Genomic DNA, 12,562 nt, shown 5'->3' on the forward strand with positions numbered 1-12,562 from the left:
TGAATGTTAGTCCCCTCTTTTGCGTCATGTGAATACTTTTATCCTTTCTAAAAGGGATGTGGAAGCCTCCCGCGGATTTTTTGCATTCATGATGGCTGAAACCACGGCGGCTCCGGCCAGGCCTTTATCAGTAAGTGAGGCAATGTTATCGGCATTGATGCCCCCGATGGCCACGGCTGGAATCGATACGCTTCGACAGATTTCCTCCAATTCGCGGATCGCCATTGGCGTTGCATCTTGCTTTGTCTTCGTAGGGAAAACCGAACCAACGCCGATATAGCCCGCTCCATCTCGTTCCGCTTCGAGAGCTTCCTTCAGATTCGAAACGGATACACCGATAATCATTTCTTCTGGGACCATTTGCTTGATGACGGAAAGCGGGAGGTCATCCTGGCCAATATGTATCCCGTCCGCGCCAATAGCAAGGGCTATATCCACCCGGTCATTAATGATCAGGGGAGTGGACAATTCGTTCAACACCTGCTTTAAGGCCGCAGCTTTTCTATAAAAGGACAGGGATGAATTGTTCTTCTCCCTAAGTTGTACAGCCGAAACGCCACCAGCAATCGATTCCGAGATGATTTTGGTCAAGTTTACAATATCTATCGACTCTTCCGTAACTAAATATAGGCTTAAATCAATGTGTGATTTCTTCATTCATTTTCACCTCATTCATCCACATTTCCTTATCCATTCTTGATATTGCGTCAATTAAGCGCACCCGAAAGGTTCCTGTGCCTTCATGCTTTTGCAAGGTTTCAGCAGCGATCTCCCCTGAAATGCTCATCGTCGAGATCCCGGCAACTGCTGCAGCATAATAGTCGTCCGTGATTCCGGAAAAGGCGCCGATAAGTGCGGTGGCCATACATCCCGTGCCTGTTACATTCGTTAATAGAACGTTCCCGTTATCAATGAGGGATGTGTGCTTCCCGTTACTAACAGCGTCGATAGCCCCGCTGACCACGACGACACTATTCAACTCCTTTGCTGCAGAAACAGCAAGAGCCTCATTGCTAATCGCCAGTTCCTCTGAGTCGACTCCCCGTGTAACGATATCGCCGCCGATCAAACGGTGAATCTCGCTCGCATTACCGCGGATGATCTGGAAGGAGACCTTCTTTAGAAGCTCACTGGCTTTCTCTGTTCGATACGGTGTGGCGCCGACTCCCACAGGATCCAAAATGACCGGGATATTTCTGGAGTTTGCCGTCCTACCGGCTATCTCCATGGCTTCCAGGGATTTTTCATCAATCGTACCGAAATTCAGGACAAGTGCATCCGCCAACTTGACCATCGCTTCGACTTCCTTTGGACTGGATGTCATCACAGGTGATCCACCGATGGCAAGCGTGGCATTTGCACAATCGTTGACGGTAACAAAGTTGGTGATTTGGTGTACAAGTGGTTTTCTTTCTTTTACCTTTTCAAACAAGTCAGCTGCCGAAAACTTTATATTCATATGGATTCACTCCGTTCTTTTTTTGAAAATGAATGAAAATGATGGACAGGCCCATGTCCCCCTCCTATTGAAAAACTATTGCGTATCGCTTCGGAGATATACAGCTTGGCCTGCTCGATCGACTCTTGCAGCGATTGTCCATTCGCCAAGTTGGATGCAATGGCGGAGGAGAGGGTACAGCCAGTCCCGTGAGTGTTTTTCGTATGGATTCTTTCTCCTTTTATCCAGTGAAAGTTCTTCCCATCATAAAAGAGGTCGTTAGGGTTTCCCTCTGCATGCCCCCCTTTAAGTAAAACGGCATTGGAACCCAATTCAATCAAGGATAAACAAGCCTTGTAAAAGTCTTGCTCCGTTCGAATCGATAAACCAGTAAGTACCTCCGCCTCCGGTACATTAGGGGTAATGAGCGTTGCAAGCGGGAGCAATTTGGTTTTTAGGGCAGTAACGGCTTTTCCGTCCAGCAAATGGTGGCCGCTTTTGGAAATCATGACTGGGTCAAGGATGACGATGGCCGGTAAGTAGGTATTAAGAGCTTCAGCGACTGTTTCGACGATTTCTTTTGAACCAAGCATGCCGATTTTTACTGCATCGACGTGTATATCTTCGAAAACAGCAGCCATTTGATCAGTGATGATATCCGTGTCGATCGCCTGAACGGAACGTACTTCCTTTGTGTTTTGTGCAGTGACGGCCGTGATGACGGACATCCCGAAGATCCCATGTGCAGAAAATGTTTTGATATCGGCTTGTATCCCGGCGCCGCCCCCTGAGTCAGAGCCTGCGATGGTTAATGCTTTTTTCATGGAAAAACCCCTTCATATAAGTATTTTTCAATAATATTTTCAGTAAAATGAAAGCGAAAATGGCACCTGCCATTGAACTGAGCATAAAAGCTGGCATAAAGCCAAAAAGAGCTGCTTTTTCCCCCAAGAGGAGTACCGCGATCGGATAACAGGCAAGCGAACCTAGAAGGCCGGTCCCCGTCACTTCCCCTAGACAGGCGAAAGTCAATCGCTTTGTTTTACGGTAAAGGAACGCAGCCAGCAGTGCACCGATCATACTGCCAGGAAAGGCGAAAAGTGATCCCGTACCAGATATATTTCTCAACAAGGAAACGAGGAAAGCTTGCGTAACCGCATAGGCAGGGCCGAGTAAAACAGCTGTCAGGACATTGGCCAGGTGCTGAATCGGAAAAGCTTTCACAAATCCTACCGGGATGAATATAAAGGAACTGGTTATAGTCGTTATGGCTGTGATCATTGCCGTCAACGTCATTTTTCTGATTGTGTTGATCATCATGTCTACGACCTACAAGGGCCAATCCTGCTCATTTTGAACCATGTCCCAGAATAAATATTCGTAGCGGGAGGTCACCAAGAAGTGCTTTTCCAGTCTCTGCAGTTCTTTTTCAGGCATCCCTTCCGTCAATTCCTCCAATAAAGCAATCAGCCACTTATGTGCTTCACCGAATTCTGGGGAGGAATAGGATTCAATCCATTTTGCATAGGGGTTGTTATCCAAATTCTTGCCATTTCGTTCTTTTAAAAGCAGACCGATTTCATAATAATCCCAAGCACAAGGGAGAAGACAGGCGATTAAATCTGCCAAAGTACCATGTTGAGCAGCATTCAGCATGTAACCCGAATAGGCAAGGGTAGTGGGAGTAGGTTCCGTATCTTCCAATTGCTGTGAAGTAATTCCGAACTCCAAGGCATAATGCCTATGGATATCCATTTCGACCTGTATCGTTTCATTCAAGATTTCCGCAAACTTTGCCATGGTTTCAACATTATGCGCTTTAATGACACCTAAAGCGAAAAGCTTGGAATAATCCATTAAATAGATATAGTCTTGCTTCAAGTAATAAGCAAACTTATGTTCAGGAAGCGTTCCGGTTCCGATAGCTTGGACAAAAGGATGTGAATGGTTCCTTTCCCAAATTTCCTTTGCGCGTGCATGAAGTCTGTCACTGAAGGTTTCTGTTTTAATATTTTTCATGTTCATCCCCCTTTATATGGAAAGATTATTTAGGGCCAATAAAAAACCCCCGTTCCTGAATAACGGAACGGGGCAGATGGATATAGCCGGAATGGGCGATCTCATCCACTTTCCTCCGCCGGTATGAGCCGGTTCAGGTTCAAAGGGTCCGGAAATTACTTCCATCTCAGTCTTGACAAGACTCCCCTAGTGGTGTGCATTGTATGTAATTACTGCCATCATATCAGAAAGCCAAGAAAATGCAACCCGCCTTTGAAAGGGAAGAGAGTGGAAAAAAGGGGAACGAGGCAATTGACTTTTGTGAATTATTGGGATAAGATAATGTTCACATCATTTATATAATTGAATTCTTATCCAGAGAGGTGGAGGGACTTGGCCCTATGAAACCTCGGCAGCAGACCCATATGGGAACTGTGCTACATCCAACAAGCGATCGCTTGGAAGATAAGAAGAGCCGTCCGGACCCTGTCAGCCTCTTCTTTAATTGAAGAGGCTTTTATTTTTGTAAAATAGTGTTTAAGGACATAATAGAAAAGGTATATATAATTTGGTGAAATTGAAACTTGTTAAGGTAGCTTAGGCTTTAAGCTGACAAGGAAAGGAGCCATTAATATGGCAGAAGTATTTAAGTGGATCGAACAGAGGAAGGCGTTGCTGATAGAAGAGCTATTGGCGAAGGGTGTATACAAAACCTCTGATGAAAGGCACCTTTATGATGCCCCTTTAAAAGTATTGGAAGATGAATATAAGATCGTTATAAATAGGTCTGATAGCGAGTCTCCTACAGAATGGATGACATAGCAAGAGGCAGGCTATCATTCAATAAAGATCATGTATATAGAAGTATAGAAGGAAGCATTCGCAGTGTACAGTGGTGAATGCTTTTTTATATGGAAAGATTGTTGTCACAAAAAATACATATTTTAAGGATGGTATAGGATTTTTGTTACATTTGACCACTAAAATAACACATTTTTACCACTCGAAAATAGTTGATTTTAACTACGAGTTTCATTATGATGGAAAGTGTAAAAATATTGAATATATGGGAGGTGTATATAAATTGCTTTCCAAAAAGGTTACCCCTGAAAGAATAGAAGAGAAGAGACAAGAGATGATGGAGTTGGCAAATATTTTTGGTATAAACAGTCTTCTGACGATTCAAGCTAGTCAAGAATTGGATATCCTTTTAAACGCGTTAACGAAGAATAGGAAAGCTGAATATTCAGGAAATTCCTAGGTTTTCTTGAATTCGTGAATCTGGTATACACATGATGGTGGAGTTTTCCGTGTAAACAAAAAAACTATTGCTGAAAGCAATAGCTTTTGAATAATCATGCTTCTATACGTTTACCAAGGATGACCAAATCCCGTTCAACGCCATCGAGCTCGGCAACTTGCGGTAAGTGCGCCCATTCTTCAAAACCAAATTTGGAGAAAAGCTTCATGCTAGGTAAATTATGAGCAAATATGAAACCTAATAGAGTCTTCACCCCTAATTTTGGGCTTACTTCAATCGCCTGTTGAATCGAAACCTTTCCGATTCCTTTTCCCCGGAAATAATCATCGATATAGATGCTGATTTCCGCCGTAGCATTGTAGGCGGGCCTTCCATAGAAAGATTGAAAGCTCATCCAACCTGCGGTTTGTCCTTCAAAAGTAATGATATATAGCGGTCTGCTTTCTGAATTATGCTCCTCAAACCATTTAACCCTCGATTGTACAGATATCGGGTCCGTATCTGCGGTGACCATTCTGGAGGCAATTGTGGAATTGTAAATTTCCACAATTTTAGGCAAATCCGATAATTCAGCCTCTCTGAATTGTATGTACTCGTTCATCATAAACTCTCCAATCCATTCCTTTTATTAACATCCAGAAGTTCCTATTGCATAATTTGATAGTGAATTGTGGACATAACCAAATCATCTGAAAGTTTTATATTATCATACACTTTCTCCTCATTATCTGCCAATTCATTTTTATTGTTACTTATGCTCATTTTTGGGTATGTAACATATAAAATGCTTCTTAGATATAAAACAAAAGGAGAAACGAATGAAAAAATTAACTGGATTATTAATGATTGTCCTCATTATTTGTTTTGTCGTATATGAATTTCAGCAGGCTGGGGCGTCGAACCGTGTACAGCGGGTCATGGCTTTTGGCGATTCTTTAACATACGGTAAGGGAGATAAGCGTGGGGAAGGCTATGTAAAAGGCTTAAGAGAAGAACTAAACAATCCTGAGTCGAATCAAAAAGTCAGCTTTTGGAATTATGGGATTAAAGGGCAGGAAACGGATGGCGTCCTCGAACAGCTCGATGATTACCGAATCCATACAAAACTCGATAAAGCGGACACTTTCATCGTCTATATCGGCACGAATGACTTCATCAATAGTAACGGCGGCGACTTGACCGAAATAAACGATCGGAAAATCGACGAGGGCAAGCGGGAATACATCAGGCATCTAAAACGGATCACGGAAACACTTTTAAAGGAAAATGATAAGGCCGATATCCTGGTAGTGGGCCTGTATAACCCGATCATTGGCAACCGAAAGATCGAAAAGCACATTCAGGATTATAACCAATCAATCAAGGATGTAGTGAAAAAGGACGAAAGGATGGTATTCATTCCCACCGATGATTTGTTTAAAAAGAAAAAGAAAGCCGATTATTTCAGTGATGAAATTCACCCCAATGAAAAAGGATATAGGCTCATCACAAATCGGATACTGGCAAGCTACGACTTCAAATGATAGCCATGGAATGTAGACAAACTCTAAACTGCCCCTTACCTGTTAAACAACGAATGAACATGTAAGAGGTATTTTACTCTCCTTTTTATCAAATCTTTTCGTTTCATAAGTACAATTATTTTACACATTACTATAGAACATGGAATAATTATGGGAGATTAATCCGGATTATATGAGGAGATGCTAATAATGAATCAAAATGAAAAAACCAGGGAAGAACTTCTGAATGCAGTCAACGGGCTTTCGGATGAACAGCTGAATGCCCATCCTGAAGAAGGACGTTGGAGCATTATCCAAGTATTGGATCATTTATATTTAATGGAGCGGGCCATCACAAAGAGCATTACCGATAAATTGCAAAGTGATGAGAAAGTTCCAGCAGCGGACAAACCGATTGAGCTTACTGTAAATCGTGAAGTGAAGGTAGAAGCGCCTTCATATGTCGTTCCGTCGGAATCATTCCAAACCTTGCAAGAAGTCAAGGATAAATTGGCCGAGTCACGTGCCGCATTGGTACAACTTGTCGACAGCGCAGATGAAAAGGACCTTGAGGAAAAGTCATTTCCTCATCCGTTATTCAAGGATTTAAGTTTGAAGCAATGGATACCGTTCGTGGGATTGCATGAAAAAAGGCATTTACTGCAAATCGAAGAGCTAAAATCTAAATTATAAAAAAAGAAAAACTCATCCGAACCTGGTTGAGTTTTTCACTTTAGACAGAAAGGAACGTTCTGTGAAAGCTAACTGGGTTAAGGCATGTCTGGTCTTGTTTTTTTTCGGATGGTTGGCGGTTGTCTTGTACAAGAATATGCTTCCGCCTGATTTAGATGAAATCGAACTGGCAGATGAGCTGCATCCGATCGTCGCTGAAAAAAAAGATGAGCTCATTCAGCGGGCTAATGAATTAGACATCCCAATAATCATTACCGCCGGATATCGTTCTTTGGAAGAACAAAATAAACTATATGAAAAGGGTCGTTTAAATACGGGGAAAATCGTGACATATGCAAAAGGCGGCGAGTCGCTTCATAATTTCGGTTTGGCGATAGATTTCGCTCTCCTCAACAAACAAGGCGAGGCCATTTGGGATATGGACTATGACGGAAATGATAATCGGAAATCGGATTGGATGGAGGTCGTCACCGTTGCTAAAGGGCTGGGATTCGAATGGGGTGGGGATTGGCCAGGATTCAAGGACTACCCCCATCTGCAAATGACCTTTGGCTTAAGCTTGAGAGAGCTGCAGCAGGGCAAGCAGGCTAGAGGGCAGTGAGGCGGAATCAGCTCATTTCCCTTCTCGAATATTAGACGAAAAGCAGGAAAATAAGCTTGTATATTGCTTTACAGCCGAGAATTCGATAAAGTGGACTAGTGAGAAATCAGACATGAATGAAGGAGTGCAGTCACCATGGAAGAAATAAAGCATTGCCGGGACTCTTTGGTCATCAAAACAAGTCTTGTCCTCCCTCCCGATACAAATAATATTGGTACGATGTTCGGAGGCAAGCTAATGGCATATATTGATGATGTAGCGGCCATATCCGCCATGCGTCATGCCAGGAGCAACGTAGTTACCGCCTCTACCGATTCGGTTGATTTCCTCCACCCTATCCACGAAGGAAATGCCGTTTGTCTGGAAAGCTTCGTGACCTATACGGGCAGAACATCGATGGAAATCATCGTAAAAGTGATTGCTGAGGATTTAGTTACAGGAGATCGCAATTTATGTGTCATTTCCTTTTTGACCTTTGTCGCCATTAATGAACAAGGTAAACCTATACCGGTTCCCCATTTGGTTCCGGAAACCGAAATGGAAATCAATTTAAATGAATCGGCAAAACAACGGGCTCAAATAAGGAAAAAAAGAAGAGAAGATACACAGTTCATTGCAAGCACTTTTGGTGTCAAGCTGCCATGGAGCGAACAATCGAATCCAGGATTATATAAAGATGAAACTAATCATTAAGTGATTGGGCCATTGGCAGACAAAAGGTTTCAGAAAGGTATCCCTTTCCGAAGCCTTTTTGATGTTATTGGACTTCGCTTTTGTTCAGAGGTGTGCATAAGCAAAGCTCGTCCCTGGAAAAGCTGATGCCTGCAAGGGAGACAAACGGGCAAAAGGTACACACCCATAAAAAGAGACGATCGACAAACTCGATTTTCACCTAGTTTTTCAATCGTGTTTGCCAAATCAAACAGAGATTGGGTCTTTTTAACATGGAGTTAAAAGGTATCCAATTCGGAGACTGAACGTCAAAAGACGCTTGGCTGCCTTCCAAGCGTCCTTTTGATCGGAACTAGTCATCACTTGCCAAAATACCAAAAAAGCGTAAGATGTTTATGAAAAGGTTAATGAAATCAAGATAGAGATTCAAGGCCATGAGCGGAACTTCCTCGGCCGTTACACCGTAATGCTTCATTCGATTGAAATCGTAAAGGATATACCCGCTGAAAACCAAAATCCCGATAAATGAAAAGACCAACATGGCTGTAGAGCTTAAAGGAAAGAAAATGTTGAAGATACCGATCACCACTAAAGCAAGCAAAGCGGCAAAGAGCATTCCTCCCAGGAAAGAAAGGTCCCTTTTGGTGGTCGTAGCATAAATGGCTAAACCTCCAAATACGACTGTCGTCGTTACACCGGCTAAAATCACTACATTAGCACCGGCAGCGGCCAAGTAATGAGCGATGATCGGATAGGTGGTGATCCCGGAAATCAACGTGAAGCTATACAGAAATGTGTATCCGATCGCTTTTTTCCTCCGCATGATGAAAGCCCCAATCAACATGGCAATCTCGAGGATCGCTAACGGGATGAACAAGGCCGGAGGAACAAAAGTACCTATGGCCATCCCCAATACTGAAATGGCCAGTGATAATGCGAAGGTCCGCATCACGGATGGCATATAGGTTTGTACAGTTTGTGAATACATGTTTTCACCTCATCATTATTCTTCTACCGATACTTACGAATGGGTTTTAAAAAGGTTTCATTGTCCATAGGGAAATTTAGGTGTTTTTTTTAAAGCTTCTGAAATATATATATGAAAGAAACCTATTTTTATGAGCATCCTACCTTCGTCCTAATTTTTCTGAAATATTAAAATATTCATCTGATTTGTTTACTGATACCCTTTCGCCCAATAATATCAAACAATTCCAATATTTATTGTTTTTGTTATATTAAAATAATGAAGTAGGGAATGGTTAGTCCAAGCTTTTTAACCAGCTTCATGACTTTACTGTGTAACAGCTATAAAGGAAAAGATTTTTTATACCAGAAAATTATTCCTAAAGTTATAAAAAGAGAAAAAATTGTCATTATTTTGTATAAAAACTATTGTGTAAATGTAAAAAATTGATTAAAATCTTAACTAATTATCAGAAGATTAATTATTTTCCCGATAAAATAGTTTAGGGGGAGCAAGGATGAATAAAGCTATTTTGGAAATAGAGAATCTGACAACTTCATTTCGAATCGGAAGTACATATCATGCTGCTGTGGATGATGTTTCGTTTACGGTAAATGAAAACGAAATTGTAGCCGTGGTTGGAGAATCAGGTTGTGGAAAAAGTGCTTTGGCCTTATCCATTATGCAACTACATAATAAACAAAGGACTAAATCAGAAGGAACCATACATTATAACGGGCAAAACCTGCTGAAGTTGAATGAGACACAAATGAATAAAGTCCGCGGAAAGGAATTGGGGATGATCTTCCAGGAACCTTTAACGGCCTTGAATCCGCTCATGACGATCGGAAAACAAATCGAGGAAAACCTTGATTACCATACCAAACTTTCCAAGGATGAAAAAAAGAAAAGGACAATCGAGCTTCTGACTCAAGTGGGAATTCCTTACCCTGAACGTACGTACAAGCAATTTCCGCATGAGCTATCGGGCGGAATGCGGCAAAGGGCGATGATCTCGATTGCCATTGCCTGCAACCCTGCACTGGTCATTGCCGATGAACCCACGACCGCCCTGGATGTCACGATTCAAGCGCAAATACTAGACTTGCTGAAAGATATCCAAAGCAGGACAAGGATGGGAATCATCTTGATTACACACGACTTGAGCGTCGTGGCAGAGGTTGCGGACAGAATCGTTGTCATGTATGCGGGTCAGGTAGTGGAGACGGGGAGCGTCAAGGAAATATTCAACAATCCGCTTCATCCGTATACGAGGTCTTTATTGAATTCGATTCCTTCGGCATCACATGAGAAAAACCGTTTGCATGTTATTGAGGGAATCGTTCCATCCATCGCGAAAATGGATAGGATTGGATGCCGTTTCCAAGACAGGATTCCATGGATTCCAAGGCATGCACATGAAGAGAGGCCTCAGCTTCACGAAGTGGCCAAGGGCCATTTTGTACGGTGTACCTGCTATAAAGAATTTTATTTCCAAGCTGAAGGAGATGAATCGACCCATGACATTACTCAAAGTAGATAACTTGAAAGTGCATTTTCCGATTAGGGGAGGTTTTTTTCGAAGGGTGGTCGATCATGTAAAGGCAGTGGACGGCGTTTCCTTTGAATTGCAGCAAGGAGAAACATATGGATTGGTCGGGGAATCGGGCAGCGGCAAATCGACGACAGGTAAGGCAGTTGTCAAGCTGAATGATGTGACATCGGGACAAATCCTGTTTGAAGGCAGGGATTTAGCGGGCCTAAGTAGAAAAGAGATTAAACCATTCCGAAAAGATATCCAAATGATCTTCCAAGACCCGTATTCTTCATTGAATCCGAAGAAGCGGGTGCTGGACATCATTGCAGAACCGCTGAGGAATTTCGAACGGCTATCACCGGCGGAGGAAAAGAAAATCGTTCAGGACTTCTTGGACAAGGTAGGACTCAGTCCGGAATCGATCCATAAATATCCCCATGAATTTTCAGGGGGACAGCGCCAGCGGATCGGGATTGCCCGTTCATTGACATTGAAGCCAAAGTTGATCATAGCGGATGAGCCGGTTTCGGCGCTGGATGTTTCCGTACAGGCACAGGTATTGAATTTTCTTCAGGACCTTCAGCAGGAATTCAATTTGACTTATTTATTCGTCGGCCACGATTTAGGTGTCATCCGGCATATGTGTGACCGGATGGGTGTCATGTATCGCGGTAGATTGGTTGAGGAAGGCAAAAGCGATGAAATCTATGAAAATCCCCAACATATATATACGAAACGGCTGATTGCCGCCATTCCGGATTTAGAGCCGGAAGTTCGCGGGGAAAAGGTGAAGCTCAGAAAGAAGCTTACGGCGGAATACGAGTCTTCCTATTCAACATTTTTCGATGAAAATGGCCGGGCCTATGATTTGAAGCCAATCTCATCGACCCATAGAGTTGCATTACAATAAGGAGGTGGAAAGGATATGTGGAAGTTTATCCTCAGACGTTTTTTAGTTATGATCCCGCAGCTCTTTTTATTGAGCCTCATCGTTTTCATGATGGCAAAAGCCATGCCGGGAGATGCCCTGTCGGGGCAAGAACTCAACCCTAAGGCCAATCCTGCCGAGCTTGAAAGAGTAAGGGAAGAGCTGGGCTTGAATGATCCTTGGTACCAACAATATGGAAGGTGGGTATCGAATGCTGTACAGGGGGATTTCGGTATTTCCTATACACATAAAACACCTGTTATCGATGTTATCGAGGACAGACTGTGGAACACGGTGTTCCTGGCGCTGGTCACGCTGATCTTTACATATATGCTGGCAATTCCGTTAGGCATACTGAGCGGCAGGTACAACGATACCTGGATCGACAAATCCGTGACGGGCTATAGTTATTTGGGCTTTGGCACACCGATTTTCATCTTTGCCTTGATCATGTTGTTCATTTTCGGTTTTGCCCTGGATTGGTTCCCGTCTGGAGGCAGTGTCGATTCCAAGGTGGATGAAGGGACATTCGCTTATGTGGTAAGTAAGATCAATCATGTGATTTTACCGGCGTTAAGTACGGCTTTAATTGCCACGACAAGCACGATCCAATATTTACGAAATGAAATCATCGACAATAAAATCAAGGACTTCGTCAGGACGGCCCGTTCTAAGGGAGTGCCTGAATCGAACGTATATTCCCGTCATATCCTTAGAAATTCGTTTTTGCCGATCGCGGCATTTTTAGGGTACGAAATTACTGGTTTGATCGGGGGCTCTGTCATAATCGAGACCATTTTCAGTTATCCGGGTCTTGGGCAGCTTTTCCTCAGTTCAGTGAGTCTGCGGGATTTCAGCGTTGTCACGGCCATTGTCATGATGACTGGATTTGCCACGCTGCTTGGCACACTTCTTTCGGACATCATACTCAGTGCGGTCGATCCGCGCATACGGATAGAATAGGA

The 12,562-nt window shown here is 43.0% G+C and carries 16 protein-coding genes and 2 riboswitches; of the genes, 9 read left to right on the forward strand and 7 right to left on the reverse strand.

The features are described 5' to 3' along the window. Positions 1-24: 24 nt before the first annotated feature. Genes thiE through tenA form a run of 5 tightly spaced genes read right to left on the reverse strand, consistent with a single transcriptional unit; the run spans position 25 to position 3,457 of the window. A complete protein-coding gene (gene thiE / locus AS888_RS23180) occupies positions 25-657 on the reverse strand; it encodes a thiamine phosphate synthase (protein WP_061144454.1) in 633 nt (210 codons plus the stop codon). Beyond that, positions 638-1,459 (reverse strand): hydroxyethylthiazole kinase, encoded by an 822-nt coding sequence (thiM, locus tag AS888_RS23185; protein ID WP_061144455.1) that lies wholly within the window; start codon positions 1,457-1,459, stop codon positions 638-640. Before thiM ends, thiE begins: the two co-directional genes overlap by 20 nt. Then, positions 1,456-2,262 (reverse strand): bifunctional hydroxymethylpyrimidine kinase/phosphomethylpyrimidine kinase, encoded by an 807-nt coding sequence (gene thiD / locus AS888_RS23190; RefSeq protein ID WP_061144456.1) that lies wholly within the window; start codon positions 2,260-2,262, stop codon positions 1,456-1,458. The genes thiM and thiD overlap by 4 nt, the downstream gene beginning before the upstream one ends. Further along, on the reverse strand, positions 2,231-2,758 hold the full coding sequence (thiW, locus tag AS888_RS23195) for an energy coupling factor transporter S component ThiW (RefSeq protein WP_397252453.1): 528 nt from the start codon (positions 2,756-2,758) through the stop codon (positions 2,231-2,233). The genes thiD and thiW overlap by 32 nt, the downstream gene beginning before the upstream one ends. A 9-nt stretch (positions 2,759-2,767) precedes the next feature. Continuing rightward, complete coding sequence (gene tenA, locus AS888_RS23200) at positions 2,768-3,457, reverse strand: thiaminase II (RefSeq protein WP_061144457.1); 690 nt, start codon at positions 3,455-3,457, stop codon at positions 2,768-2,770. Positions 3,458-3,550: 93 nt separating this feature from the next. Next, positions 3,551-3,655, reverse strand: a riboswitch (TPP riboswitch). A gap of 149 nt (positions 3,656-3,804) precedes the next feature. Continuing rightward, a riboswitch (SAM riboswitch) is annotated at positions 3,805-3,908 on the forward strand. 161 nt (positions 3,909-4,069) lie between these two features. Here tenA and AS888_RS23205 point away from each other — a divergent pair. Both AS888_RS23205 and AS888_RS26990 read left to right on the forward strand, forming a co-directional pair. Next, entirely contained in the window at positions 4,070-4,258 is a 189-nt protein-coding gene (locus tag AS888_RS23205; RefSeq protein WP_061144458.1) for a Fur-regulated basic protein FbpA, read from the forward strand. 70 nt (positions 4,259-4,328) lie between these two features. After that, positions 4,329-4,697 (forward strand): aspartyl-phosphate phosphatase Spo0E family protein, encoded by a 369-nt coding sequence (locus AS888_RS26990; RefSeq protein ID WP_260320343.1) that lies wholly within the window; start codon positions 4,329-4,331, stop codon positions 4,695-4,697. A 94-nt stretch (positions 4,698-4,791) separates the two neighbouring features. Here the strand turns inward: AS888_RS26990 and AS888_RS23215 are convergent, their stop codons facing one another. Beyond that, a complete protein-coding gene (locus AS888_RS23215) occupies positions 4,792-5,298 on the reverse strand; it encodes a GNAT family N-acetyltransferase (RefSeq protein ID WP_061144459.1) in 507 nt (168 codons plus the stop codon). Between the two features lie 217 nt (positions 5,299-5,515). Between AS888_RS23215 and AS888_RS23220 the strand changes: the two genes are divergently transcribed. The 4 genes from AS888_RS23220 (at position 5,516) to AS888_RS23235 (ending at position 8,186) form a co-directional block, all read left to right on the forward strand. Beyond that, positions 5,516-6,220 carry a DUF459 domain-containing protein gene (locus tag AS888_RS23220; protein ID WP_061144460.1) on the forward strand — a complete coding sequence of 235 codons (705 nt, stop codon included), beginning with the start codon at positions 5,516-5,518 and terminating at the stop codon, positions 6,218-6,220. A gap of 189 nt (positions 6,221-6,409) precedes the next feature. Continuing rightward, entirely contained in the window at positions 6,410-6,892 is a 483-nt protein-coding gene (locus AS888_RS23225; RefSeq protein ID WP_061144461.1) for a DinB family protein, read from the forward strand. 136 nt (positions 6,893-7,028) lie between these two features. Further along, complete coding sequence (locus AS888_RS23230) at positions 7,029-7,493, forward strand: M15 family metallopeptidase (RefSeq protein ID WP_081092580.1); 465 nt, start codon at positions 7,029-7,031, stop codon at positions 7,491-7,493. Between the two features lie 135 nt (positions 7,494-7,628). Next, complete coding sequence (locus tag AS888_RS23235) at positions 7,629-8,186, forward strand: acyl-CoA thioesterase (RefSeq protein WP_061144463.1); 558 nt, start codon at positions 7,629-7,631, stop codon at positions 8,184-8,186. A gap of 331 nt (positions 8,187-8,517) precedes the next feature. Here the strand turns inward: AS888_RS23235 and AS888_RS23240 are convergent, their stop codons facing one another. Beyond that, complete coding sequence (locus AS888_RS23240; protein WP_061144464.1) at positions 8,518-9,153, reverse strand: Bax inhibitor-1/YccA family protein; 636 nt, start codon at positions 9,151-9,153, stop codon at positions 8,518-8,520. A gap of 496 nt (positions 9,154-9,649) precedes the next feature. On the opposite strand from AS888_RS23240, the gene AS888_RS23245 reads away from it, so the two are divergent. From AS888_RS23245 to opp4B, 3 genes are read left to right on the forward strand one after another with little or no spacing between them, the layout of a single operon-like run. Then, a complete protein-coding gene (locus tag AS888_RS23245; RefSeq protein ID WP_061144465.1) occupies positions 9,650-10,675 on the forward strand; it encodes an ABC transporter ATP-binding protein in 1,026 nt (341 codons plus the stop codon). Beyond that, entirely contained in the window at positions 10,653-11,579 is a 927-nt protein-coding gene (locus tag AS888_RS23250; protein ID WP_061144466.1) for an ABC transporter ATP-binding protein, read from the forward strand. The genes AS888_RS23245 and AS888_RS23250 overlap by 23 nt, the downstream gene beginning before the upstream one ends. 15 nt (positions 11,580-11,594) lie before the next feature. Beyond that, positions 11,595-12,560 (forward strand): oligopeptide ABC transporter permease, encoded by a 966-nt coding sequence (gene opp4B / locus AS888_RS23255; protein WP_061144467.1) that lies wholly within the window; start codon positions 11,595-11,597, stop codon positions 12,558-12,560. Positions 12,561-12,562: the final 2 nt, after the last annotated feature.

Origin of the sequence: Peribacillus simplex (assembly GCF_001542915.1) — a bacterium.
Lineage (GTDB): Bacteria > Bacillota > Bacilli > Bacillales > DSM-1321 > Peribacillus > Peribacillus simplex_B.

Excerpts from the sequence above, each read along its gene's own strand:
- thiE (WP_061144454.1), bottom strand. The coding sequence starts at position 657 with ATGAAGAAATCACACATTGATTTAAGCCTATATTTAGTTACGGAAGAG.
- thiM (WP_061144455.1), bottom strand. The coding sequence starts at position 1,459 with ATGAATATAAAGTTTTCGGCAGCTGACTTGTTTGAAAAGGTAAAAGAA.
- thiD (WP_061144456.1), bottom strand. The coding sequence starts at position 2,262 with ATGAAAAAAGCATTAACCATCGCAGGCTCTGACTCAGGGGGCGGCGCC.
- thiW (WP_397252453.1), bottom strand. The coding sequence starts at position 2,758 with ATGATGATCAACACAATCAGAAAAATGACGTTGACGGCAATGATCACA.
- tenA (WP_061144457.1), bottom strand. The coding sequence starts at position 3,457 with ATGAAAAATATTAAAACAGAAACCTTCAGTGACAGACTTCATGCACGC.
- AS888_RS23205 (WP_061144458.1), top strand. The coding sequence starts at position 4,070 with ATGGCAGAAGTATTTAAGTGGATCGAACAGAGGAAGGCGTTGCTGATA.
- AS888_RS23215 (WP_061144459.1), bottom strand. The coding sequence starts at position 5,298 with ATGAACGAGTACATACAATTCAGAGAGGCTGAATTATCGGATTTGCCT.
- AS888_RS23220 (WP_061144460.1), top strand. The coding sequence starts at position 5,516 with ATGAAAAAATTAACTGGATTATTAATGATTGTCCTCATTATTTGTTTT.
- AS888_RS23225 (WP_061144461.1), top strand. The coding sequence starts at position 6,410 with ATGAATCAAAATGAAAAAACCAGGGAAGAACTTCTGAATGCAGTCAAC.
- AS888_RS23230 (WP_081092580.1), top strand. The coding sequence starts at position 7,029 with ATGCTTCCGCCTGATTTAGATGAAATCGAACTGGCAGATGAGCTGCAT.
- AS888_RS23235 (WP_061144463.1), top strand. The coding sequence starts at position 7,629 with ATGGAAGAAATAAAGCATTGCCGGGACTCTTTGGTCATCAAAACAAGT.
- AS888_RS23240 (WP_061144464.1), bottom strand. The coding sequence starts at position 9,153 with ATGTATTCACAAACTGTACAAACCTATATGCCATCCGTGATGCGGACC.
- AS888_RS23245 (WP_061144465.1), top strand. The coding sequence starts at position 9,650 with ATGAATAAAGCTATTTTGGAAATAGAGAATCTGACAACTTCATTTCGA.
- AS888_RS23250 (WP_061144466.1), top strand. The coding sequence starts at position 10,653 with ATGACATTACTCAAAGTAGATAACTTGAAAGTGCATTTTCCGATTAGG.
- opp4B (WP_061144467.1), top strand. The coding sequence starts at position 11,595 with ATGTGGAAGTTTATCCTCAGACGTTTTTTAGTTATGATCCCGCAGCTC.